The 23240-nt window shown below is 60.3% G+C and carries 20 protein-coding genes and 1 tRNA gene; 9 read left to right on the top strand and 12 right to left on the bottom strand.

From position 1 onward, the window contains the following. The first annotated feature begins 334 nt into the window (after nucleotides 1-334). The 3 genes from GSQ90_RS02220 to GSQ90_RS02210 all read left to right on the top strand — a co-directional run bounded on the left by GSQ90_RS02220 (nucleotide 335) and on the right by GSQ90_RS02210 (nucleotide 3197). Nucleotides 335-1273 carry a helix-turn-helix domain-containing protein gene (locus GSQ90_RS02220; RefSeq protein ID WP_158812848.1) on the top strand — a complete coding sequence of 313 codons (939 nt, stop codon included), beginning with the start codon at nucleotides 335-337 and terminating at the stop codon, nucleotides 1271-1273. Nucleotides 1274-1873: 600 nt separating this feature from the next. Continuing rightward, nucleotides 1874-2473, top strand: coding sequence for an isochorismatase family protein (locus GSQ90_RS02215; RefSeq protein WP_158812846.1), 600 nt, complete (start codon nucleotides 1874-1876; stop codon nucleotides 2471-2473). Nucleotides 2474-2651: 178 nt separating this feature from the next. Then, a complete protein-coding gene (locus GSQ90_RS02210) occupies nucleotides 2652-3197 on the top strand; it encodes a cupin domain-containing protein (protein ID WP_158812844.1) in 546 nt (181 codons plus the stop codon). A 107-nt stretch (nucleotides 3198-3304) separates the two neighbouring features. Here the strand turns inward: GSQ90_RS02210 and GSQ90_RS02205 are convergent, their stop codons facing one another. The 3 genes from GSQ90_RS02205 to GSQ90_RS02195 all read right to left on the bottom strand — a co-directional run bounded on the left by GSQ90_RS02205 (nucleotide 3305) and on the right by GSQ90_RS02195 (nucleotide 4852). Then, on the bottom strand, nucleotides 3305-3646 hold the full coding sequence (locus GSQ90_RS02205; RefSeq protein WP_158812842.1) for a hypothetical protein: 342 nt from the start codon (nucleotides 3644-3646) through the stop codon (nucleotides 3305-3307). 187 nt (nucleotides 3647-3833) lie between these two features. After that, entirely contained in the window at nucleotides 3834-4247 is a 414-nt protein-coding gene (locus GSQ90_RS02200) for a nuclear transport factor 2 family protein (protein WP_158812840.1), read from the bottom strand. Further along, entirely contained in the window at nucleotides 4244-4852 is a 609-nt protein-coding gene (locus GSQ90_RS02195) for a TetR/AcrR family transcriptional regulator (protein WP_158812839.1), read from the bottom strand. Before GSQ90_RS02195 ends, GSQ90_RS02200 begins: the two co-directional genes overlap by 4 nt. Before the next feature lie 197 nt (nucleotides 4853-5049). Between GSQ90_RS02195 and GSQ90_RS02190 the strand changes: the two genes are divergently transcribed. Beyond that, entirely contained in the window at nucleotides 5050-5712 is a 663-nt protein-coding gene (locus tag GSQ90_RS02190) for a TetR/AcrR family transcriptional regulator (RefSeq protein ID WP_158812837.1), read from the top strand. Here GSQ90_RS02190 and trmB read toward each other — a convergent pair. From trmB to GSQ90_RS02175, 3 genes are all read right to left on the bottom strand, one after another. Further along, the gene (gene trmB / locus GSQ90_RS02185) at nucleotides 5688-6428 is read right to left on the bottom strand and encodes a tRNA (guanosine(46)-N7)-methyltransferase TrmB (protein WP_158812835.1); all 741 of its coding nucleotides are present in this window, start codon (nucleotides 6426-6428) and stop codon (nucleotides 5688-5690) included. The genes GSQ90_RS02190 and trmB overlap by 25 nt on opposite strands. Then, the gene (gene metK, locus GSQ90_RS02180) at nucleotides 6380-7570 is read right to left on the bottom strand and encodes a methionine adenosyltransferase (protein ID WP_158812833.1); all 1191 of its coding nucleotides are present in this window, start codon (nucleotides 7568-7570) and stop codon (nucleotides 6380-6382) included. The genes trmB and metK overlap by 49 nt, the downstream gene beginning before the upstream one ends. A 178-nt stretch (nucleotides 7571-7748) precedes the next feature. After that, nucleotides 7749-8180: a helix-turn-helix domain-containing protein gene (locus GSQ90_RS02175; protein WP_158812831.1), complete on the bottom strand. Its 432-nt coding sequence runs from the start codon at nucleotides 8178-8180 to the stop codon at nucleotides 7749-7751. 264 nt (nucleotides 8181-8444) lie between these two features. Between GSQ90_RS02175 and GSQ90_RS02170 the strand changes: the two genes are divergently transcribed. From GSQ90_RS02170 to GSQ90_RS02150, 5 genes are all read left to right on the top strand, one after another. Further along, a tRNA-Ser gene (locus GSQ90_RS02170) sits at nucleotides 8445-8534 on the top strand. Between the two features lie 64 nt (nucleotides 8535-8598). Continuing rightward, nucleotides 8599-9828 (top strand): FkbM family methyltransferase, encoded by a 1230-nt coding sequence (locus tag GSQ90_RS02165; protein WP_158812829.1) that lies wholly within the window; start codon nucleotides 8599-8601, stop codon nucleotides 9826-9828. Nucleotides 9829-10110: 282 nt separating this feature from the next. Then, nucleotides 10111-10776 carry a class I SAM-dependent methyltransferase gene (locus GSQ90_RS02160; protein ID WP_158812827.1) on the top strand — a complete coding sequence of 222 codons (666 nt, stop codon included), beginning with the start codon at nucleotides 10111-10113 and terminating at the stop codon, nucleotides 10774-10776. Between the two features lie 13 nt (nucleotides 10777-10789). Next, complete coding sequence (locus tag GSQ90_RS02155; RefSeq protein WP_158812825.1) at nucleotides 10790-11833, top strand: zinc-binding dehydrogenase; 1044 nt, start codon at nucleotides 10790-10792, stop codon at nucleotides 11831-11833. A gap of 93 nt (nucleotides 11834-11926) precedes the next feature. Next, nucleotides 11927-13873: a TylF/MycF/NovP-related O-methyltransferase gene (locus tag GSQ90_RS02150; RefSeq protein WP_158812824.1), complete on the top strand. Its 1947-nt coding sequence runs from the start codon at nucleotides 11927-11929 to the stop codon at nucleotides 13871-13873. Nucleotides 13874-13974: 101 nt separating this feature from the next. Here GSQ90_RS02150 and GSQ90_RS02145 read toward each other — a convergent pair whose 3' ends face one another. The 6 genes from GSQ90_RS02145 to GSQ90_RS02120 all read right to left on the bottom strand — a co-directional run bounded on the left by GSQ90_RS02145 (nucleotide 13975) and on the right by GSQ90_RS02120 (nucleotide 23098). Next, nucleotides 13975-16410, bottom strand: a complete 2436-nt coding sequence (locus tag GSQ90_RS02145) for a hypothetical protein (protein WP_158812823.1) — start codon at nucleotides 16408-16410, stop codon at nucleotides 13975-13977. Nucleotides 16411-16430: 20 nt separating this feature from the next. Further along, nucleotides 16431-19499, bottom strand: coding sequence for a hypothetical protein (locus GSQ90_RS02140; RefSeq protein ID WP_158812822.1), 3069 nt, complete (start codon nucleotides 19497-19499; stop codon nucleotides 16431-16433). A 213-nt stretch (nucleotides 19500-19712) separates the two neighbouring features. After that, nucleotides 19713-20585, bottom strand: a complete 873-nt coding sequence (locus GSQ90_RS02135) for a glycosyltransferase (RefSeq protein WP_158812821.1) — start codon at nucleotides 20583-20585, stop codon at nucleotides 19713-19715. Then, nucleotides 20582-21301 carry a class I SAM-dependent methyltransferase gene (locus GSQ90_RS02130; protein WP_158812820.1) on the bottom strand — a complete coding sequence of 240 codons (720 nt, stop codon included), beginning with the start codon at nucleotides 21299-21301 and terminating at the stop codon, nucleotides 20582-20584. Before GSQ90_RS02130 ends, GSQ90_RS02135 begins: the two co-directional genes overlap by 4 nt. Then, nucleotides 21301-22059: a bifunctional 2-polyprenyl-6-hydroxyphenol methylase/3-demethylubiquinol 3-O-methyltransferase UbiG gene (locus GSQ90_RS02125; protein WP_158812819.1), complete on the bottom strand. Its 759-nt coding sequence runs from the start codon at nucleotides 22057-22059 to the stop codon at nucleotides 21301-21303. Before GSQ90_RS02125 ends, GSQ90_RS02130 begins: the two co-directional genes overlap by 1 nt. Before the next feature lie 79 nt (nucleotides 22060-22138). Further along, a complete protein-coding gene (locus tag GSQ90_RS02120; RefSeq protein WP_158812818.1) occupies nucleotides 22139-23098 on the bottom strand; it encodes a lysylphosphatidylglycerol synthase transmembrane domain-containing protein in 960 nt (319 codons plus the stop codon). Between the last annotated feature and the right edge of the window lie 142 nt (nucleotides 23099-23240).

The following is a 23240-nucleotide window of genomic DNA, read 5'->3' as shown; positions in this document are numbered from 1 at the left end:
CTCACCCGCCAGCGCCGCAAGGGCCTCGTTCACGATAGCTCAGATCGTGCGCAACGGGTGGCTCTTTCCAACCCGAGATTCGAGATCACATAACTGAAGAGAGATCCAGACCGTTCGTCCCCGCCTCGCATGATTCAGTCCCCGCAGCAGCGCGGACGTACAGAATCACGCCACGGTTCCCGTGGCCAGAGCCTTTTTTGAATAGCCTGCTAGTGAGGGTCACCAGGGTGAGAGATTGATCCGAATAGCGCGTGACCTCGAGAGGAAAGCTATGGCAGAATCTAAACTCTTTAGACATTCGACGACGCAGCATGCGATCAAGGGGAACCGAGACGTGAAGCTTTCAAGCTCAGGATTTGAGCATTCGGCGCTGCGGCGACAGCCGGTAGCACAATCGAACTCGACGCTTACGGAACGCCTGGGACCCGACACGTTTGCCGAACACTTCTGGCGTTCTTGCCCGTTCCAGCAAGAACATAGAATGGCAGGGTCGCTGGCGCTCTTCCGCGCGCCTCGCCGCTTGGCTGACCATTTTAGCACGCCTCCTGTGAAAGGAATCTCGATCCGCATGAACCGCTCCCGCAGGGATGGCTCCAAGATAGTGGATTACGGCGCTGGACGAATCAGGAGCTCTCTTGACCGACATTACAACGTGGCGCCTGCGAATTTGGTCAGTAGCTGCGAACTTTCATCCGAAGTCGACTTCCTGGCGCTAGAGTTCTCGCCCGACGCGTTCAAAGAGCATCTCGGCGACCGCAGCGATCTGGGTCGTCTTCACGCCGAATGCCAGAGAGACGAGTTGGTCATGCAACTCGTTGAACGCATTTGGCAAGAAAGCGCCGAAGGAATCACAAGACTCGAGGCCGACGGGCTTAGCATCGCCCTAGTGACTCTTCTGGTTCGCGCGTCGCGATCCGATTTCCAAAGGCCGGATGGGCCTCGCGCCCTCAACAACCGTCAGCTCAACCGTTTATTCGAATACGTCGAAAGTCACCTTGCGGACGATCTCAGCGTTGTTGACCTGGGCCGCGCGATCGGTTGTTCGACAACGGAGATTACTTCGAGCCTTCGCGCCGCCACCGGAACCTCTCCATGGCAATTTGTGTTGCTGCGGCGGCTCGAACGAGCAAAGAGCCTGTTGGCTTCGAGCCAGCATGCGATGAGCGAAATCGCATTAGAGTGTGGGTTTTCTTCATCGCAACACTTCGCGACCGCATTCAAGAAGCAGCTTGGAACAACGCCGGGCGCCTATCGGCGGGACTGGAAATCTTAGTCCAGGGTCCTGTCCGTGTAATCGGCTTGCCGTTGAGTACGGCCCCTTCCTCGCCTCGCTGCCTCGCGCATTCATGCGACGAGATATCGGAAGCGCAATGCCTAATTCTCGATCACCCAAGAATGGGTCTCTGACGTTAATTGGGTGAGGCCGATGCGCTATTGCTGCGACGATAGCAGATCACCCAGTCGCTTGACTCTCCTGGCGAGGAGTGTCCGCGAACTGATCCGCAACAACCCGGCGGCACGATCAAATTCCTTCCTTGATTTTGAACATCTTGCGGAATCTTGAACGTCAGTGAGCCAGAAGACTGCTACCGCTAGTTTCGGGAGAGGCTCTGCGCAGCGCGCAACCCACCTTTCGGATGGCGAACAAACATCGCCGACGAACCTCATACCCATAGGCAGGAGCGGCGGTCTCGGACCAATGACCTGTCGTGACGGTCCACAAAGGAAATGTCGCTATGGTCGACTGCCGGGTCGACGCGCTGAGCGTGGAGCGCCTCAGCGCAAGGAGCGCTGTGGCTTAACGCTCAAAAGTCGCGCCGGGGGACCGCTACTCGCTTGCACAATGTTTGTTCGAGAAATGGAAGGATATTCAATGACGAGCTCACCGCATTTCAAGCCGGATACCTGCGCCCTCGTGCTGATCGATCATCAGGTTGGAACGATACAATTGATCAAGAATATCACTTCCGATCAGTCGATTCGCAATGCCGTCGTGCTCGGCAAGGCCGCGCTCGCCTTTGAGATGCCGATCGTCATGACATCAAGCATGGAAGATCATATGCAAGGGCCACTCCATCAGTCCCTCCAGCGCGCGCTGTCCGACGCCTATGCCGCGCGAATCAAACGGACTGGCATAGTCAATGCTTGGGACGACCCTAACTTCAAGAAAGCGGTCGAGGCGACCGGCCGGCGTCAGTTGATAATGGCCGCGGTCACCACCGATATCTGCCTTGTCTTTCCAGCGATCAGCGCGGTCGAAGCGGGCTTTGAGGTCCAGGCTGTGCTCGATGCGAGCGGTTCGAGTTTCGAGATCGGCGAAGAAACGTCACGGCGGAGGATGGAGCGGGCCGGCGTCTGGTTGACGTCGACCAACACGATGGTCGCGGAACTGGTACATAATTGGGCCACGCCACAAGGCATGAAGCTCGTTCCTTTGATCGCCGCCAATCCGCCGATGCTTCCGGTCGATTGAGGACCGATCGGATGATCGCCGCGCGCGCACGGAGCGATTTCCGGTTTTCGGAGGCAGACCGTCGCGTTCGACAGCGTTCGACTTCATTATCGGACTGGCGGCGACCCCAAATGGCCGACCCGTCATTCTGACCGCCCGGAGAGGCTCCTGACCTGTGAGCCGAGCAAGGAGACGCGAAATGACTGACACCCCAAACACGACTTCGCAACCGATCCCCACAATTCCGCCCGACGACCCAAAGCGTCGATTGACCGTCGCCGATCCGGACGGGGTCGGAATGCCGCGCATCTCAGTCGTCGGCAACAACTACACGATTCTGGTATCGGGCGCTCAGACAGCCGGGCGTTATTGCCTCATCGACATGCTCGTTCCCGACGGCGGCGGCCCACCGCCGCACCGCCACGATTTCGAGGAAATGTTCACTCTGCTGGAGGGCGAGTTGGAGTTCACCTTCCGCAGCGAGACACAAACCGTCCGCGCTGGGTCTACCGTCAATGTCCCAGCGAACGCTCCGCATGTGTTCAAAAACAAGTCCGGTAAGATGGCGCATATGCTCTGCATGTGCACGCCGGCTGGGCAAGAGGAGTTCTTCCTAGCGGTCGGCTTCCCCGTCGACAGCCGGACGTCGCCGCCGCCGAAGCCCAGCAAGGAAGAGCAAGCAGAGAAGGGCCGGCTTCTCGCTACGCTGCTGCCGAAATACCGGACCGAAATGGTGAAGGCGTAAGCGGGCAGACCGCTCCGCCGACTTGGGAAAGCCGCCTGACGAAGCTCTGCCGGGGTCGGATGGCTCCGCGACCCGTTCCCGTGGCCAGGGCCTTTTTCAACAGCCTGCTAGACGAGCATGACGGCGTACTTCGTCATGCCGTCGCGATGGCGGCCATCTGGACACTTGGGATGCGCGCCAAACGTGGGCAGATCATTGAGTATGGAAAGCGAAAAGGGATTATTGCTTGGCGGCTCGCCGCCTAAAACTCTCAATGGCTGAGCCGTTCGAGACCTGGGGGGTGCGATGTTGAAAATTGCCATCATAGTGTCCGCGCTCGCGCTCTCGACGCCGTCATTCGCGTTCGAGATGAATCCGGAATGCCTTGCCGCAGGGTTCACGCCCGGCAATGGCCATGGCGGAATCGGCTGCACCTGCGCGTTGTCGCTGGGCGGCAGTATTCGCCCCATGCGTGGCTCCTTAACCAGACACCAATTCGTTTGACGACGTACTTTCCAGGACCAGTTTGTGGCATGCCGTCGAAAGGGCGCCATCGAGCTTGGCCTCAACGGAAATGCCGATAGCCCGCCAGCAAGTGGGAATTGAGTCGACATCCGTGACGGCAAACTTGGCCGCAGGCTCGCGATGCTCAAACGCTCACCCCGGCTCGCCAAGCGCGGAGCGGAACAGCTCTGTATCGGCATATTCGGTGAGCGCGGCGACCTGGCCGTTGCGGAATTCGAACAGCCAGCAATAATCGTTCTCATAGGGCCGGCCGTCGCGGGTGACGTTCTGGCCGCGCCCCTCCACCACGACAATGTCGCCTTCGGCGATGAAGCGCCGCGCATGGGTCTTCATCGGCTGCGCCAGGACGCGGCGCAGCGGCGCGATCAGATCGTTGAGGATCGCGGCCTTGCCGCGATAGGTTTTCGACCAGCCGGTCGTCCCCCTGATCGTCCAGTTCGCGTCTTCGGCCAAGGCGTCGAGGAAGGGACGGCCGTCGCCCTTGGCGGTTTGCGCGAAGACATGCTCGAGGCGCGCGCGGTTGGAGGCGAAGGTGGGTTCGGTCATATCTGGCTTTCCTTTCCTGCAAGGGTCCGCGCGCCGGCCAGATGCACGGCGGCGAAGGCGGCAAGTTCGTTCTCCATTTCGGCGGCGCTGGCGCTGCGGCTCGCCAGCTCCGCGCCGCCCAGATAAAGCGCGCGCGCGAGCCGCGCGGCGCTCGGCGCAAGCGCGGCGTCGGCGGCCATCGCATCGGCCAGCGCCTTGAGGATCGCTTCGTCGAGCGCGGCGAAAATGTCGCCGGCCATCGCGTCCTTGGCGGAAAAGAGCTCGGCGGCATGCGCCGAGCCGCGCACGAGCGCGAACACCATCCGGTGCTTGGCGATCACGCTTTGCGCGAGGCGCGCATCGAGCGGCGTCTCGGGTTGCGCCAGCGCCCGCTCGACCGCGCAGCGCAGCAGGCGCGCCATACGCGCGCAGACCGCGAGATAAAGCGCATCCTTGTTCTCGAAATGACTGTAGAGGGTCGCCTTGGCGACGCTGGCCTCGCGCGCCACCAGCTCCATCGTGACGGCGCGGAAGCCGAACCGCTTGAACGCCTCCTCGGCGGCGCGGATGATGCGCTTGAGCCGGGCGTTTTCGTCAGTCTCGGGACGTGAGGGCGAATTGGACATGAACGAACCATACGAAATTCGTTCAATATGTCAATTCAGCGATTCGCGCGCGTTGAGACCGCGCATTCCGCGGCGCGCGAAACTAAACCGCCTCGTAAACCTTTGATAAATCGCGATTCGCGGGAGTAAACTGGATCGGCGCGCGGTCTTGCGCCAATTTACTCGCGAGCCATGCAAGAATCTGTAATCTACCGGATATGAGTCATCGCTTCCGCGACCCCTTTTTCGCCGCCGCGGCGGCGCGGCGCGGCTATCATCATGGCAGCCTGAAGGACACGCTGGTCGAGGCCGCGCGCGCGCTGATCGCCGAACGCGGCGCCGCGGGCTTCACCCTCGCCGAAGCGGCCAAGCTCGCCGGCGTCACGCCGGCGGCGCCCTATCGGCATTTCACCGACCGCAACGCTTTGCTCAGCGAACTGGCGCGGCGCGGCTTCGACGCTTTCGGCGCGCGCCTCAACCAGGCCTGGGGCGGCGGACTGCCCGGCCCGGTCGCAGCTTTATGGCGCATGGGCGAGGCCTATCTCGATTTTGCGCGGGACGAGCCCGGCTATTACGCCGCGATGTTCGGCGATGCGCGCGTGCTCGGCGATCCCTCGGCGCTGGCTTCAAGCCTGGCCGCGCTCGGCGCGCTGCGCGCCGCCGCCGCGGCGGTGCTTGGCGGCGCCGGCGCTTCGGACGCCGACGGGCGCCGGCTCGGCGCGCAGATCTGGGCGGTCGCGCATGGCGTGGCGAGCCTGGTCCATTCCGGCCATTTCGCTAATTCCGCGGAGGATTCCGATCCCAAAGCGATTCTGGGCGAAAGCATCGCCGCGCTGATCGACAAGGCGCTGCGCGATCAGATACGCGAAAAGGTCAGATAAACCGGCCGGCGCCCCTCGCGCAGCGCTTTGGCTTCATAGCGCGTACCCTCCCAATCGGGCCATGTTCGGCGCCAATCGTCGGCCTCGCCGGCGCGCCAGACAAAATCCGGCGACGCGAGGAAGCGCCGCAGCGTCCAGCCCGCGTAATCGTCGATATCGGTGGCGAAGCGCAATTCGGCCCCGGGACGCAGCACCCGGGCGAGTTCGCCGATCATAGGCTCTGAGATCAGCCGGCGCTTGTTCTGCCGGCGCTTGGGCCAAGGGTCGGGGTAGAGGATGAAGGCGCGGGACAGGGAAGCCGCCGGCAAATGGGCGATCAGCGCGCCCGCGTCGCCCGCGCGCAGCCTGATATTGTCGAGCCGCTCCTCCTCGACGCCGGCCAGCGCCTTGGCGACGCCGTTGATGAAAGGCTCGCAGCCGATGAAGCCGACATCGCGATGGGCTTTGGCCTGGGCCAGCAGATGCTCGCCGCCGCCAAAACCGATCTCAAGCCAGATCTCTTTGGGCGTAAAGGGAAAGAGCCCGGCGCCGTCGCCGAGCGTCGCCGGATCGATCTCGAGCTTCGGCAGGCGCTCGGCGATCAGCGACGCGTGATAGGTGCGCAGCGTCTTGCCGCGGCTGCGCCCATAGAGCGCGCGCCGCGGCGCTTCGTCCGCGTCAAAGCCCGTCAGGAGACGAGGCCGCGCAACTGGCTCGCCAGATCGGTCTTTTCCCATGAGAAGCCGCCGTCGGCGTCGGGCTGTCGGCCGAAATGGCCATAGGCGGAGGTGCGCGCATAGATCGGCTTGTTCAAGCCGAGATGTTCGCGGATGCCGCGTTGCGAGAGGTTCATGACGTCCATCAGCGCCGTCTCGAGCTTGCCCTCGTCGATATGCCCCGTGCCGTGCAGATCGGCATATATCGACAGCGGCCGGGCGACGCCGATCGCATAGGACAATTGGATCGTGCAGCGCTCGGCAAAACCCGCGGCGACAACGTTTTTGGCGAGATAGCGGGCGGCATAGGCGGCCGAGCGATCGACCTTGGTGGGATCCTTGCCCGAAAACGCGCCCCCGCCATGCGGCGCGGCGCCGCCGTAGGTGTCAACGATGATCTTGCGCCCGGTAAGGCCGCAATCGCCGTCGGGGCCGCCGATGAAGAATTTGCCGGTCGGATTGATGTGCCAGACGGTCTTGGGCGTGATCCAGCCGGCCGGCAGCGCCTTCTCGACGTAGGGACGCACGATGCGGCTGACGTCGTCTGACGACAGGGATTCGTCGGTATGCTGGTGCGAGACGACGATCTGCGTCGCTTCGACCGGCTTGCCGTTTTCGTAGCGCACCGTCACCTGGCTCTTGGCGTCGGGCCCGAGGTGTTTTTCGGCGCCCGAGCGGCGAGCGTCCGAGAGATTCTTCAAGATTTTATGCGCATAATAGAGCGGCGCCGGCATCAGTTCGGGCGTCTCGTTGCAGGCGTAGCCGAACATGATGCCCTGGTCGCCTGCGCCCTCGTCCTTATTGCCCAAGGCGTCGACGCCCTGCGCGATATCGGCCGATTGGGCGTGCAGCAGGATTTCAACATTGGCGTTGCGCCAGTGAAAGCCGTCCTGTTCGTAGCCAATGTCTTTGACCGCCGCGCGCGCGGCGTCTTCGACAGCCCCGGCGCCTAGGTTAGGGCCGCGAACCTCGCCTGCGATCACGATACGGTTGGTGGTCGCCAGCGTCTCGCAGGCGACGCGGATCTGGTAGGGATCGATGCCGGCCTTCACGCCTTCGCGAAAGTAGAGATCGACGATTTCATCCGATATCCGGTCGCAGACCTTGTCGGGATGGCCTTCAGAAACGGATTCACTGGTAAATTGAAAGTTCTTGCGGGTCACCGAAAGGTCTCCAATTGCGTCGGCTTGAAGCGCAACAGGTCCACCTCAACGCGTCAGATTTCACGCGTTGGGTTCGCGGCAGGCGCCCAAAGAGGGCGTGTTTCTGACAGGCGTCGTTCGTCAGGTCAAGCGATTCTATAGAATATGTTCTTTATAACGAACGCCCTGCCCATGGTTGCTAGGATTTGGCGGGACCGCCCTTGGCCGGCTCTTCGGAATCCTGGGCGAGCGAGGTCACCAGATCGAGAATCCTCCGACGCACCTTGGGGTCGCGGATAAGCGCGAAAGCTCTATTCAACTGCAACCCTTCCGAGGTCAAAAGGAAGTCGACGACGTAAGAACTGGCCTCCGGCTCGGCAAAGCCGGCTGCTGGCGCATCTCCCGACGGCGCGCCTTCAAAGAAAAAAGCTGGAGGAACCTGCAGGATCCGGGCGAGCTCCTGCAATCGGCTCGCGCCGATGCGGTTGGCGCCTTTTTCATATTTCTGGATCTGCTGAAACGTGATGCTGAGGGCGACTCCAAGCTTTTCCTGACTCAGGCCCATCAGCATGCGCCGCATTCGCAAACGGGCGCCAACATGTCTGTCGATCGGATTAGGAATTTTCTTCATCGACAGAATATTCCAGAATCTCGCCTTGACGCGGCGTCGGCTTTGGAGCGCCGATGGAATCGTAGTCTACGCTCATGATGCGCGCAATGAGCGCTCCAATGCGGACCAATCGAGCAATTGCCGCCGGCAGGCGACTTTCGGCTGCCGATTCAACCTAACAAAGCGTTGATCTGTCCCCCGATTGCCCGCGCCAACGCCTTTGTCGACTTGCGCTGCGACCGGGCGCGGTGATATGCGCGCTGCTTGCGTCAAAAAGCGCAATGCGGAGGGGTGGCCGAGCGGCTGAAGGCGCACGCCTGGAAAGTGTGTATGCGGGAAACCGTATCGCGGGTTCGAATCCCGCCCCCTCCGCCAGTCCAACTTGACGGGTGCGCCCGCATGTTGTTGCTCGCCAAAAGATTCTGAAGGACAGGGCGATATGAATCCCATCGCGGTGCTGAAGCGTTTTTTTGCGAGTTTCGACCAATCCACTCATATGCTGGGCGAAATCCGCGATGAAATCGGCAATCTCGCAGCGGTGATCGATCGGAGATTGAAGCATGGGAGCGCTGCTGAGCCCTCAAGCATTGCCGCCCACAACGCAGACGCGCTCGTCCGAAGACCTATTCCGACTGAGCCTTTGGGGCCATCGAGCGCCAAGAGCGGAACGCCGCTCTACCAGCGCCGGAAAATAGAAGAGGTGAATGATCTGGCAAGCTATGTCCATGCTTTCGATGGCCTGACGCCCTATTCGGGCGTGCCGAAACAAGGTTTCTATCCCGACTGGACGGGCGCGATGACAGACGCCATGTTCCGGGAATGGACCGGAATGAAGCGTGACGAAGTCGGCGGCAAACACATCGAGACGCGGCTTCCCACGATGGCGGATGGGGAGGGCTGGTTCGAATCCATCGATTCTGTCGAAGCGGCGCGCGAGGCGAACGGCCGGTTCGTCATGGTTACGCTCGGGGCCTGTTATGGCGCGCAAGCCGTGGGGAGCTATCGCGTGTTGCAACAACTCAATCCTATGCCATGCAAGCTCGTCGCGGTCGAACCCGAACCTGATAATCTGAAATGGGTCAGGCAACATTTCCTCGACAACGGAATCAACCCGGACGATCACTGGATCGTCGGCTCGGCGATCAGCGACACGCGCCAGCCGGTTTTCTTTCCCGTGGGGGCGCCGGGAACAGGCGCGCAGAACTCCTTTTCCACCAACGAGCCCGCAGCCCGCGAGAATTACGTCAAAGCTTTGAGCTCAAGTCGTCAGCGCGATGAAGCGCTCAAGAACCTCCTGCTCTCGAACAGCACCGGGTTGATGAAGAACTTGACAGGCGATGGCAAATTCAATGCCGAAATCAAACTCGTCAGCGCCGTGACGCTCGACGACATTCTCAGTCCCTTCGATCTTGTCGACTATCTCGAGGTCGACATTCAGCAATCGGAAATCATCGTCATTCCGCCTTTCATGAATCTCCTGAAGAGGAAGGTCCGCCGCATCCATCTGGGAACGCATGGCAAGGACGTGCATAGCAAGCTCTTAAACTTGTTCCGGCGTGAAGGCTGGGACATCATTTTCACCTATGCGCCAAACACAGATTTTGAGACCCCCTATGGCAATTTCTCGATGAACGACGGCGTCCTGACTGTCCGCAACCCGGATTTATGAGCTCACCCCCTGCAATGGAAAGCGTATCCTTTTTCCACTGATCAAACCGCTTTATTCCAGTCGCCCGGCATCAAGCGCCGCATGGTCCGTTCACTGAACCGAGCGGCGAGCCTCCGAAATAAGCGGGTTTGCCAAGCACGCTTCGATCACCTAGAAGGCTCGCGGCTTGGCTATGGGGTGGGATCGCGCCTGAACGGGCGCAGCTCGCGCCATCGCCAATCTCAAGCGATACGCCGCGCCGTTCGCTTTTGACGCGGATGATCATTCCAATCGAGGATTTCAATGGGACGTTTGCTTGAAATTGTCACGCCACTGCATACGGCGACGAAGCGCGACTATATGGCGCGCATGAACGACGACAAGATCGCCTGTTCGCTCAAGGCGCGCGAATACGAGGCCGACTATTGGGACGGCGATCGCCGTTTCGGCTATGGCGGTTACCGGTTCATCGAGGGACGCTGGGCGCCCGTCGCCAAGGCGCTGATCGAGACCTATGGCCTGAAAGACGGCTCCAGCGTGCTGGACGTGGGCTGCGGCAAGGGCTTCCTGCTCTATGAAATGCAGAAAATACTGCCGGGGCTGAAGGTGACCGGTTTCGACGTTTCGCAGCACGGCCTCAAGAACGCGCACGAAAAGGTCAAACCCTATCTTTATACCTACCGCGCTCAGGACCCCTATCCCTATGGCGACGACAATTTCGATCTCGTCATCTCGTTAGGCACGCTGCACAACCTGCGGCTGTTCGAGCTTGAAACCGCCGTCCAGGAAATCGAGCGCGTCGGCAAGAACAAATACATCATGGTCGAAGGCTACCGTAATGTCGCCGAGATGCACAATCTTGAGTGCTGGGCGTTGACCGCCGAATCCATTCTCCACACATCCGAGTGGATATGGCTCTACAATATGTTCGGATTTACCGGCGACTACGAATTCATTTACTTCGAGTGATCTGGACAAACCCATGGATGTGAAAACCGCCAAAGCCGCGATTCTCGTCGAATCGCGCAAGCCTCTCGTTGTCGACGAGATCGCGCTGCCCGACGCGCTGTCATTCCTGCAAGTGCTGGTCAAAGTGCACACATCCAGCATTTGCGGCGCGCAGATCAACGAGATCGACGCCGTCAAGGGGACGGACAAGTTTCTGCCGCACCTGTTGGGGCACGAAGCGCTCGCCACCGTGATCGACACGGGACCAGGCGTCACCAGTTGCAAGCGCGACGATCTGGTCATCATGCACTGGCGGCCGGGCAAAGGCATGCAGTCGACGCCGCCGGCCTATTCCTGGAACGGGCGCAAGGTGAATGCGGGCTGGGTGACGACATTCAACGAATATGCCGTTGTTTCCGAAAACCGCGTCACGCCAGTGCCGGCCTCGATCGATAAACGGAGTGCGCCGCTACTCGGCTGCGCGGTCACAACGGCGCTCGGCGTCATCAACAATGACGCGCAAGTGGGCGTGGGCGAATCCGTGGTCGTCTTTGGCGTCGGCGGCGTCGGCCTGAACGTCGTGCAGTTCGCGGCGATGGTCGGCGCTTATCCGATCATCGCCGTAGATCGGCTCGACAACAAGCTCGCGATGGCCCAGCGCTTCGGCGCGACGCATATCATCAATTCGGAGATGGAGGCCGACGTCGCCGGCAAAATCCGCGCGCTCGTCGGAGCGGACGGCGTCGACAAAGTCATCGAGACCACTGGCGTCAAAGGCCCGATTGAACTTGGCTACGACCTCACCGCCAAGAAGGGCCGCTGCATTCTCGTCGGCGTGCCGCGCGAGAAGGTTGAAATCTATACCTTGCCGCTGCATTTCGACAAAGTGCTGAAGGGATCGGAGGGCGGCCAGTGCCAGCCCGCTCGCGACATTCCCCGCCTGGTGCGCCTCGCGGAAGCCGGGAAAATCAACTACGACGGCATCATCACTGACGAATTTCCGCTTGAGAAGATCAACGACGCGCTGGAATTGATGCGGAGCGGAAAGTCGGGGCGAATTCTTCTGAATATTTCGTGATTGCAGCATGCGGCAATCGCAGTGCGACGATGGATGGCGTGCAGAAGGCATGATCCAGCCGTGATGGTTAGCCGTGGGATTTGAACATAGCCGATGACGAGATCACTCTTCGCACGCGCCGCCAATCGCGCTACCGCTGTTTTCAATCGAACGGCGGTCAACCCGTTTGCGCTTCCCTTCGACGACAAGAAGAAGCGCGTTTTCCTTGAGCGTTTGGCCGATCCCAAGACGCGCGCCGCGTTTACTGATTTCTTTGTCCGCGAAATCCTGGCGCATGACCATCATAGCATTTTTTGGGGCGATCGCCTGCTCACGATCGATAAGGCGATGGGCTTCTTCGAAGACCCCGCTTTCGCCAAGGCTTGGGAAAGCGTTCGCGGCGCGCATGAATACGATCAATACGACAATCGCCAGTCGATCGCATGGCGTATGCACACGCTGGTTTGGGCCGCCCGCCAGGCCTTGCAACTCCCCGAGGGCGATTTCGTGGAATGTGGCGTCTTCCAGGGCGATATGTCGTTCGTGGTTTACCAGGCCGCCGGAATCGCAGGCTCCGGTCGCCGCATGCATCTCTTCGATTCATTCGACGGCATTGATCCGGCGCGCGCCGCTGATGGCGAATACGGCCGGAGTTCGAATTATATTGCTGAATCGAATGTCCATTATCAGCGTCCCGGGCTTTATGAATCGGTGCGCGATCGGTTCGCCTCAATGCCCGAAGTCTCGGTCCATAAAGGCTTTCTCCCTGAGGCGTTGCAGGGACGGACGCCGGAAAAGATTGCCTGGCTTCACATCGATCTCAATGCGGCAATACCCGAGGTGGAGACGCTGGGGGTCCTGTTCGACCGCGTCGTGCCTTCGGGCGCCGTGATCCTCGACGACTACGGTTGGCTGGTGTTGCGCGGACAGAAGGACGCCGAAGATGCGTTCTTCGCCAAGCGCGGCTATACCGTGCTGGAGCTGCCGACCGGCCAGGGTCTGGTGATCAAGCGGCCCGAAAGCGATCGCACGTTTGTCGGCTTTCGCCATGAAGAGACCGCTAGCGCCGATCTAAAGCCAACGCTGCTGGTGGAATATGCCGACGTCTTTTCGGGCATCGCGCCTTGGTCGGGCCGCCTGGCAGGCGGCTATTCCGCGGATTTCCTTGGGATAAAAACCGACCACAAGTTTTTGCCGCTGACGAATTTCCCCCCTGAAGACAAGATCGAACGCGATGTGCGCACGCGTCTTCCCCGAATCGAGGATGGCGAGCTTTGGTTTGAAGCCGCGAACTGGGTGGAAGCCGCAAGAGACGCCCGGGATCGCTTCGTGATGATCACGCTCGGGGCCAATTACGGCGCCCAGGCGGTCGGCGCTTGCATGGCTTTGCGCGCTCTGAACCCCATGCCTTGCAAACTCGTCGCCGTTGAACCCGTGCCCGAGAATCTCGCGTGGACGCAACAGCATATGCGCGACAATGGCGTCAATCCTGCCGACCATTGGCTCGTGAGCTCGGCGATCGGCGGCAATAGCGAGCCGGTGCTTTTCCCGATCGGCTCGCCGGGGAGCGGATCGCAGAACAGCTTCGCCACCAATGAGAAGGCCGCCCGCGAGAACTATGCGCGGGAGCTTACGCAATGGGGGCGAAGCAAGCCGGCCCTTCGGAGTCTGCTTCTCCACAACACCACCGGCCTCATCACAAATCTTGTGTCCGGCCATGACCTGCCCGCCGAGATCAAGCTCGTCAGTTGCGTCACCCTGCGGGACATCGTCGCGCCGTTCGATATCGTCGATTATATCGAGTCGGACATCCAGCAATCCGAGATTCTGGTTTTCCCGCCCGCGATCGACTTCCTGAAGACGAAGGTGCGCCGGATCCACATTGGCACGCATGGCGCCGAAGTGCATGCCGAACTGCGCCGCCTTTTCCTGCAAGGCGGATGGGAGCTTGTCTTCGACTTCGCTCCCAACAGCCGATTCGAGACTGCGCTGGGAAGCTTTGAGACGAATGACGGCGTTCTGACAGTCCGCAATCCGAGCCTTGCGACGCGTCGCAAATGACCCATTGATGGCTTTCGTCACGGATCGCAAAAGCGTTGCGTGTGACGAAGCGCTCGAAGCCTCTTGACGATTTCGTCATCACGAGCCCCCATATAGTTTAGCTATTGGCGCGATCCCGCCGAAGGCGCCGATGGCGACAGCATCTTGAAGTCTTGATAATCCTCAAAGAGGCACAGCGGATTGTGCAATGGGCCCATCCGGAATGCCAAGACGACGTCGAGTTGATGCTCAAACGCCACGCCCGTAAGGACGCCTTGCACTCGCTTTAGACTCACGCCTGTTCCTGGCTCATCGCCTCGCGCGGGGCTCAATTCCAGGCAATGACTATATTCGACCGGCACGACGATGAGCGATCGACCCGTGCTTGTCGCAGCTAAGTGCAGGTCGCCGTCGACCATGGACAGCGATGTTGAATTTGCCCGAACGAGCGGGCCTGGGACATCGTCATAGACCACAGCCGTCTCGGCAAGATCGACGTCGTCGTCCGCAACAATGTCCAGCGCGGATTTCAAATCGTGCCGTATCACAACGGTGGTCGGAGAGTAGCTGGCGAGGTTGGGTCGGGGTAGTTCAGAAAGCTGCAAAGATTTCCCGACTACCGAATCGACCTGTCGTATCGCGCCCAATGAATTCCCCGCCGCAGGCGCGATAATGTATCGCACCCCCAGTAGCTCCATGACGCGCAAATTCGGGGTCGTAATCACTGTGATGTTTCGCTGATGCAGCAGAGGGGGGATTTGTAGCGCGCGTTTAATGAGTGCGTGGAATCCGGGCGAAATGAATTGATTGTACTCGAAGAGAGTCGGCACGAGATAATACCAAAGGCCGATCGACAAGTAATCGTTGCCGGTCGCCGTGGCGACTTCAGCGGCCTGCGTTTGCTGTTGGGTCCAGGGGTCTCCGCCCTGCGAATCTACCGGCAGAATTGTGGCGACGCGGCCGCGAAACTCCGCTTCCGGTCCGAGCGCAACGTTCTTGCGCAGTATGTCAACGATTCCAGCGCTGTGCGGAGGGTATGGAAAGCCAGAGCGTGTTGGCGGATGATGCGCGATTATGAAAGTCGCCAGTGCCGCGGGCAACGGCAATATCCACTCCGACCGGATGTTATAGATTGGCGCTCGCGCGAAGCGGGAGAACTGCGCGCCAAGCGCGCGGGCGGCGCCAACGAGCGCTAATCCGGCAAACATCGCATAGAGCGGCCAGAGCGCAACTTCCACGTAGATCGGCGGCGGCAATATCCATCGTACGTTTGGTACAATAACTCCCAAGCACAAGAACGCTCCGATAGTGATCAGCAGCGTCCATGCCGCCGCGCGTAGCCCCCCAGCTCCGGCGCGGATGGATAGAACAGCGCCGGCGACGGATGCAGCAACAAGCAAAGGTCCAGTCCAGCCAAAAAGCTGCCGCTGGAACATAATCGAAACATACTCGGCGCTCGTGTATACAATGTTGAAGTCGTCCGGAAACATAGAGGGCGCGGTGTAGCGGAACAAGCCGATTACGTACCATGGCCAACGGAGGGCAAGAGATATCGAGAGAACTCCCGTCAACACGGCCACCTTGCGTCGTAGTTCGACGCCGCTTCGAGCGAGAGCCAAACTCAGAGCGAGGTACGGAAGCGTCCCTATGGCCACGATTGGTACGAGGAATGGGCACGTGCCGAGCAAATACAACAACCACCCTGCAAGCAGACCTCCCAGCAATACGTCGGTACGGATGCTCCCTCGCCCCATGGCGCAGATCAGCCAAAACGCGAGAAGCGGCCAGACCACCACGAGGACGAATACAGGCGCGGAGTAGAGGATCGGATAGAAAATCGGCAGCCACGGACTAACGGGTGTCGCAATGAGTCCCAACAACCAGCCCGCGACGATCGCGGCCGGACGACTTGGCGACAATAAACGAGTCAACCCGTAGGCAAACATAAAAATCGCTGCTGCAATTACTACATAGACAGCAAGTTTTGCTCCGAGTGGATCGGAAATGAACCTGATTGGCCAGAAGAAGGGAAGCATTCGATAATTTATGAGGAATGCGACGCCGCCGATCCCCTGCAAAAAATCATTGGGAAATTCCAATAATCTATTCGGGTGCAGGTTCTGATTCTGCGCGAGGAGGAGCGCATATGCACCGTCATAGTGGAAAAAAAGGGCCCACATATGCCGTCGGAACGCAATCCCTGTGCATAGACAAAAAGTGACAACATTCGCCAGCAGACCGACCTTTGTCCGGGTCCACGCAGCCGCCCGCGACATGATTGTTGACCGGGAATCTCGGAGATCAACGGCGCCCATCAACACAACCCAATCCAGACCAATTGACCGTATCCGACGCATCGGCGCCCCGGGTCGATAACTTGGAACCGAGATCGCGGCAATGAATTCTCGCACCAGAGCCATCTTTCCGGCATGTTTGTTGAGCCAATCCCTTGCTCGGCTGGGTGCAAAACGCGCTATCCGCAGGTCGGTCGGCCGGACATCCTTGAAAAGCAAATATTTGCCAAACTTTGCGACCGCCCACAGAACAATGGCGTTCAAGATACGTTACGCACGACGGCTTAGGGACACCCGAAATCGATCCGCTTGCCCTCGGCTTCCGCTTCGACCCTCAAAGTCCGGCGGAAATCCTCCCGGGCGCAACGATAATCAACGGACAGAGTCTTCGCGCAACGTGGCGCCAAGCGCCCCCATAGGGCCGGGTCAAGGTCCAAGGCGCAGGTCGATCCGGTTCTGCAAGCGTGCTGCACGATCGACGTCACATTGCCGTCGCCGAACGGGTGCGCGGCAAATGCGTCGTTCTCGGCCTCGCGGCAGTTTCCGCCATAGGTTGCGCTGAGAACATCGACGTCGCCCGCTGCGCGCTCCCGCCACGGGAAACTCACGGCCATCCCCCCGACGCTCGACCTGAGTCGGGCGGTCGCGGCGGCCATATATGGAACGAGGCCTCCAAATCGAAACCAGAGAGGATGTTCGGGCTCGGCGAGGCGGCTTGCATAGGCGTCAAGAAACGCGGGATCGAGTTCGGCCGTGTCTGGTCCGCGCCAGGTGAGCAGATACGTTGACCCGTCGGTCCATTTGACGCCGAGATACTGGTCGATGACGCCGGGCGCAAACAGGCGACTATGCACAAGAATATCGATCATCCGACTGTCGCGCATGAACAGGAAATAATTGACTCCGGCTTCGGTGAGCAGCGTCTTGGCAAGGTCGGGGGCGCCAGTCAGAATTTCGTCCAGCCGCGGCGACAGTGTGAAGGATGCGACGCTTTCGATGAGGCAGCCGGGCGCCATGCAATATGAATCGACATTGGTGCTCCAGATCGGCGTCCCCGGGGGCACCTGGCGTGAAGCGGCCAATGCGCCGGGATTAATCGCCCCGAAGGGAAATACACTATCGACCATGTGGACATAGGCGTCGGCTAGACTATACCGGCCGTCGAGAAAGCGAACGGCGTTTGCGGTTGCCGATGATACGCGTCCGCCCCAACCATCCGCGCTCTCCCATGCGAGCAGCACGCCGCCGAAGAGCAGGACCGGCAGGGCGAAGCGCAGAGACCGATCGAACCAGCGCGGGTTAGGCCAAGTGAGCAGCCAGCCGCAACAAGCCACCCCTAGCAGCACCAGCAGGGGAACGAAGAAGGTGCTCAACCGCTCGAAAGAAGTGCTCTGAACGTGACCGGCAAAAGCCGAAATCACAATCAGCATAGCGGTTAATGCGCCCAGGATACTCAATGTCTGTAGCGCGGCCGAACCGGCTGGCGACCGCGTTGCTCCGCCGTCCCTTGCGCCTCGCCGCGATGAGATGACGGCGAGCGTGGCGAAGCCGCCGACCCCAAGCAAGACGCCTGCAGCCGTGATCACACCGAGATCGCCTCGTTCGCCGCTCGCAATATTCCACAGCAGGCGGCGCAGCCAATCATGCTTTATCCGCCACGAGGCGAGTACGCCGCCGACAAGCAGGAGCCCAAGCGCAAAGCGGAACGCCCAATTGAGCGCGCGATATCGGCTCAGCCCCGGCTGCGCGACGCAGCAGGCAAGTCCGACAATCGCGAGCGACGGAACGACGAAGATCGCAGTTTCGTTGATGAAGGCGACGTGTGTGCGCAAAGTAAAGATCGACACAGCAAAAATGATCGCGACGAGCGCGCCCTGGACCACTAGGGTTCGCCGCGCGGGCAAGTCCCAGCGCCACGGCGCGGCGGCGAGGATCGCAACGCCGCTCAACGCGATTAATACGCCCGCGACGTAAACCCCAAGGATATCCAGCCGCATGAATCCGGCGACCTGGTTGACCGTGTTCCAGCCATAGGGATCAGCTACCGCGCCATAATTGTCGCGAATCCAGGCGACAATAGGCAATTGGGGAATCACACCCCATTGATCGAGGCGCGAGAAGTTCGCAAAGCGCAGCATCGTCTCAAGCGCCTGGTCCGTGGCGAGGCCGGTCACGAGAAAGCTGATCAAAAGCATGGCAAGCGCTACGGCGCCCGACGCGGTGGCCGCTGTTCCATACATCGCCACGCCGCGCCAATCCCGGCGCATGAAAGACCAGACAAGCAGAACGGCGAAGAAGGCGGCGAGAACGAGGCCGATCGCTTGAGTGATTATCGCGGCGGCGACCGAGCATGAGGCGGCGATTATGAGCGATGCGCGCCGACCCAAAATGGGTTGCATGCATAGCGCCCAGCCGACAAGAACGATCAGCGCCGTCGCCTCCTCATGGTCCTTTTGGAACTCGCCGCCCTGGTTCGCATGGACACTCATGACGTTCACGAACACGTAGAGAAGCGTGCCCAAGACAGGCCAGAACGACTTCGGCGCCATCCGCCTCGACAGCGTCAGAATTCCCATCGCAGCTGCAGCCACGCAACAATAGGTCGCCAACGCGGGCCCTTCGGGATCGGTCAGCAGCATGCTCAGAAAGGCGAGGCCAGCGCCCTTAGAGTAGTAATAGTGATACCAGACGTCATTCGGCGCCAGGCTGTGGTTTTTCAGCACCGCGAGATAATAGTAAAAGTAGTGAGTGTAATAGTCGCCGCCGCCACCTGGATAGAGCCCACGCATGATCAGCAGCCAGAATAACGCGACCGCAACGAGCGCCGCGCCAATTGTCTGTGCAATCGATCTCCCGCGGCGCAGTTCCGCTAGCCTGCTCGCTGCGTGACGCCGCGCCTCGGATAGGATCGTGCCGAGATGCGCCGCCGAGGCGAGCAGCACGACCAGGCATAAGCTCGTCACCAAAGCCCAGTAGTAGAGGCCGAGTAGACCGAGGACTAACATGACGGCATGCCAAAGGCCGACCCCGGCGCCGAATCCGCACACGAGGCGTTCGGCAAGGGGCAGCGCCGATCGGCTCCGTTCCGGCGAAACGATCGCGACTAGGGCGGCTCCTGGCGCATAGATCAACCACAAAAGAATGATCACGAATGCCACGCGAACGGCATTGTCGACGACGCCGATCGCCCCGGCCTCGAAAAAGTGGCGGTGATAGACATCGACCACGATAAACCAAAGCACAACGCAGCCGAACAAGCAGATTGAGAATATCGCAGGCGAGAGGCTTGCGCGGGCCGTCCGCATCACGGAGGTTTGGGCCGCACGATCGATCTTGGCGTCATCGACATTCATTGGCTGGCTTCGCGTCTCTTGGACTTTCACGTCAGGGTCTCATCGAGATTGGGCGTTTACAGACGCTGCGAGCGGGCCGATCGGCGCAGCGTTCTGGCTGGCAATCGCCACACAGCGATCTGCCGGTTCGACCGACATATCCGATTGCTCCGGATTGCGCGACGGATCCCCGCGCGCAAGATCAGAAATGATAGTTGACGACGCCGCGCCGCCCTACCTGTTTGCGCCAGACGGGGCAGGCCGATAAACCCTGTTCGAGATGCGCCGGATGACGATGTCGAGGATCGTATGGGTCACCGAGAGCATGTTCTTGAAGGTGAGAGCCTTGGAATCCCCCTTCTTGCGTTCAATCGTCCGGACCGGCACTTCCCTATAGGTGAAGCCTTCGTCCAGCAGCATGCAAATGATATCGGCCTGGAATCCGAAGCCGCGCGTGTTGGGGTGCCAGCGCATGACGTTGTAACGGAGGTGGACCGCCAGACCGTTGTAATAATGCAGCCGGTATCGCGTAATGAAGTTCAGCAGCAGCGAATAGGCGTTCGATAACGAGCGGCGAAACAGGCTCTTGCCCTCGGCGCTCACATAATAGGGAATGAGCATGTCCGCTTGGCCGACCTCGCTGAAAACCGCGATCATCGTATCCTGCGGCTCGGCGTTGTCACCGCAGATCAGCCGGTAATATTTCCCCTTGCCGATAAAGGCGCAATCCAGATAGTTCTGGGCAAGGCCCCGATTGACTCGATTGCGCCGAAGTAGAATGCGCTCCTCGGGATGCGCGGAAATAAAGGATTCAACAAGCGTCGCCGAGCTGTCGGTCGAACGGTCGTCGATGACGATGATTTCGTAACTCAATCGCCCAACGAGCGCGAGCGAATCACGGATCGTCTCCAGCGTGCCGACGATAAACGCTTCCTCATTGTAGCAGGACACGAAAATTGTCAGATCCAGCGCCGCCAATTGGCCGGGGTTGGCGATCGCCTGCGCATCGTGCAGCTTCGCCGCGCTCGGCGTCATCACGACATCGCCGACGACGCGCGGCGATGCGGTCGTCGGCGCGTCATTGGCTAGCTCGAGCCCCGCAGTCATGGGCGCGTCTCCCCCACAGCGTCCACGCGCACGGCGACTTGCTGACGCGCGTAGCCCAGGTAAGTATAGGCGATGCCTCGCTCTTTGACGAATTCCTGCCACGCCAGAAACTCGTGACGCTCCCAATTCGGATAGTTGAAATATTCGTCGAACAGAATCACCGTTCCGGGCGCGATCCGATCGCCCAACAGCGCGAAGATGGTCTTCGTCGAGCTGTACAAGTCGCAATCGACATGAATGAACGCGGCCGGTCCTGGATTTTCGGCGAGCCATTTCGGTAGGCTTTGGTCGAACCAGCCGCGATAGAGGCGCACGTTGGCCGGAACGCGCGGGAGTCGACCGCCGACGTCGAAGGCGCGCCCGCCAAGGCTGAAACCGCTCCAGGCCTCCGGCAGACCCTCAAAACTGTCGAAGCCGTGAATAAGGCGGCCGCCGACGCGCTTGGCCATGAACCGGATCGTGCCGCCGGTAAAGACGCCGAACTCCAGACAATGGCCGTCCTTCCCGATCGCGCGCAGCGAATATTCGATCAGCTCCCGCTGGCTTTCGAGGCCCAGCGCATCCGGCATGACCTTTTCGACGTAATCAACCGTTCGCTGCAACGCGCGCAGCGAGCGCTCGCGCATCGGATGGACGCGGCCGACATCAGCGACCTGATAAAAGCCGCCGATCAGCTTATAGAGAAAATACTTGAGCTTGAAATTGGTGACGAGCATCAGCCGCGGGCCTGCGCCGACGCAGCCTTATCGAAGCCGAACATGTTCACCGTACACAGGGCTTTGAGCACATTATTCGACTCGACCTTCGTCTCCAGTGGGGCGAGGAGGCGATAGAGGAACCCCGGGGTGAAGTTCGGGAAAAGGTTCATGCGCCGCCACACCGCCGTCTTGAAACCGGCCGCTGCGAAAATCTGCTTCATCTCGTCGGTTTTGAAACTATCCTCGCCGGCGCTGCGGTACGTGGGCGTCAACTCGAGGGTTTTGCGCAACAGGTGATTGCCGTTCGGCTCCAAAACGATGACGCGGTCGGTGACGCCTGCGATCTTCTTCACGATGTCGGGTGTCGCGGCCTTCACATGGTGGAGGAAACCGATCATGAACACTGCGTCGTAGCGAGGGAGGGTGGAATAGTCCATCTTCACCAGATCGGCCGCCGCAAAATGCAAGGTCGGCCCCGAAACCGCATTGTTGGCCCGCTCGATCGCCGCCTCGGCTTTGTCATAGCCATCGATCTGCCGATAGCGCCCCGCAAGCGCCTGAATTGCGAAAGCGCCATCGCCGCAGCCCAGATCGAGAACGTGGCCGGAAGCAGGCGCGCCAAGCTCGTCGGCAATAGCGAGCGCGACATTCCAGAGCCGTCGGTTCACATGCTCTTCCACGAGCGCGCTGGAAAACATGTGCTGGGCATAGCTCACCTCGCCAGCGCGCTCCCAATATTGGTCGGGTTTGCTCGTTGGCTGCTTGGAGACTGTCAAAGAGAACCTCACGCGACCATTCGAGGAAGAACAAGCTTATCTGGACTCGCAGAGCCCGCAAGGGCCGGTCGACGCTCGCTCACGGCTGCGCCGATCGTCCATAAAGCGCCGAGAGCGAGAAATCGCCGGCGGATCGGGCCTGCGGGCGCGCAATCAGCCAAAAAATTCCACCGGGCAGATTCAGGGCAAGCCCGATTAGCCCGAGTTGCACAGATAGAACCAAAGCAGAACTTGCTGGAATGTCAACGAGGCCGAACAGACCCACCATGCTCATCTCCCGCACCCCCCACCCGCCGATCGATATCGGCACCGCGGTCAGCAACGCAACGATCTGCATCACCACAATGCAATCGGTCAGCATCACATTGATTCCGAGACTCTGAGCCAGAATATAGGTGGCGAGCCCGAGCGCCGCTTGCCCAATCATTGCGGTCCCGATGGCCGGCAGCACAGTCCTAGGACGAAGGAAAACCTCGCGCGCTGCTCCGCCGAGCGATCCGAGCAGGCGAAGCGGCAACCATTGTCGCCACGTGATCGGCAGACGATCGAACTGCGCTAAGCCAACAATCCCCACGAGGAGCGTCACAGCGGCGAGAAACGGCAGCCAACCTTCAACGCTGAAGCCGAAACGCACGAAGAACCACGGCGACGTCAAGATTATCAGCACGGCGATACCCGCGATCAGAGCCACGCGGTCGAGAATGGTGGAGTAAAGAGCCGCGCCACGGCTCGCGCCATATCTCCAGGACAGCCAGACCCTGACAATGTCGCCGCTGATCCCGCTCCAAACGTAGCTCGCGAAAAAAGAGCCGATATAGTAGATTCGGAAGGTATCGAGGAAACTCGACCGAATGCCGATCTTGAGGCGGATGACGTGCCAACGCAGGGCGCCTAACGCCAGTTGCGCCAGCATCACCGCAGCGGCCGCGCCGAGGTCGCCGAGATTCTGATGCGCTGTTCGGTCTATAACCGCCGACAGGTTCAATCTATAGACCACGAAAGCGATAGCCGACGCAGAAATCGCCAACTTCAATAGCATGACCCAGACGCCGGATCGTGGCGTTTTGCCTTCGGGTCCCAAGCTTGCCGATCCGCGCTGGTCGCTCGCCAAGGACGCGGCGCGGGATTTTAAATCGTCCAGCTCCATTCCTGAGAGCCTCCCCGTCACGCCTGCGCGATCC

Origin of the sequence: Methylocapsa sp. S129 (genome assembly GCF_009765995.1) — a bacterium.
Classification (GTDB): Bacteria; Pseudomonadota; Alphaproteobacteria; order Rhizobiales; family Beijerinckiaceae; genus Roseiarcus.
The sequence above is the reverse complement of the archived record's forward strand: the minus strand, read 5'-3'. Positions and strand labels throughout refer to the sequence as shown.

Excerpts from the sequence above, each read along its gene's own strand:
- GSQ90_RS02215 (WP_158812846.1), top strand. The coding sequence starts at position 1,874 with ATGACGAGCTCACCGCATTTCAAGCCGGATACCTGCGCCCTCGTGCTG.
- GSQ90_RS02210 (WP_158812844.1), top strand. The coding sequence starts at position 2,652 with ATGACTGACACCCCAAACACGACTTCGCAACCGATCCCCACAATTCCG.
- GSQ90_RS02205 (WP_158812842.1), bottom strand. The coding sequence starts at position 3,646 with ATGGGGCGAATACTGCCGCCCAGCGACAACGCGCAGGTGCAGCCGATT.
- GSQ90_RS02200 (WP_158812840.1), bottom strand. The coding sequence starts at position 4,247 with ATGACCGAACCCACCTTCGCCTCCAACCGCGCGCGCCTCGAGCATGTC.
- GSQ90_RS02195 (WP_158812839.1), bottom strand. The coding sequence starts at position 4,852 with ATGTCCAATTCGCCCTCACGTCCCGAGACTGACGAAAACGCCCGGCTC.
- GSQ90_RS02190 (WP_158812837.1), top strand. The coding sequence starts at position 5,050 with ATGAGTCATCGCTTCCGCGACCCCTTTTTCGCCGCCGCGGCGGCGCGG.
- trmB (WP_158812835.1), bottom strand. The coding sequence starts at position 6,428 with ATGGGAAAAGACCGATCTGGCGAGCCAGTTGCGCGGCCTCGTCTCCTG.
- GSQ90_RS02175 (WP_158812831.1), bottom strand. The coding sequence starts at position 8,180 with ATGAAGAAAATTCCTAATCCGATCGACAGACATGTTGGCGCCCGTTTG.
- GSQ90_RS02165 (WP_158812829.1), top strand. The coding sequence starts at position 8,599 with ATGAATCCCATCGCGGTGCTGAAGCGTTTTTTTGCGAGTTTCGACCAA.
- GSQ90_RS02160 (WP_158812827.1), top strand. The coding sequence starts at position 10,111 with ATGGGACGTTTGCTTGAAATTGTCACGCCACTGCATACGGCGACGAAG.
- GSQ90_RS02155 (WP_158812825.1), top strand. The coding sequence starts at position 10,790 with ATGGATGTGAAAACCGCCAAAGCCGCGATTCTCGTCGAATCGCGCAAG.
- GSQ90_RS02150 (WP_158812824.1), top strand. The coding sequence starts at position 11,927 with ATGACGAGATCACTCTTCGCACGCGCCGCCAATCGCGCTACCGCTGTT.
- GSQ90_RS02140 (WP_158812822.1), bottom strand. The coding sequence starts at position 19,499 with ATGAATGTCGATGACGCCAAGATCGATCGTGCGGCCCAAACCTCCGTG.
- GSQ90_RS02135 (WP_158812821.1), bottom strand. The coding sequence starts at position 20,585 with ATGACTGCGGGGCTCGAGCTAGCCAATGACGCGCCGACGACCGCATCG.
- GSQ90_RS02130 (WP_158812820.1), bottom strand. The coding sequence starts at position 21,301 with ATGCTCGTCACCAATTTCAAGCTCAAGTATTTTCTCTATAAGCTGATC.
- GSQ90_RS02120 (WP_158812818.1), bottom strand. The coding sequence starts at position 23,098 with ATGCTATTGAAGTTGGCGATTTCTGCGTCGGCTATCGCTTTCGTGGTC.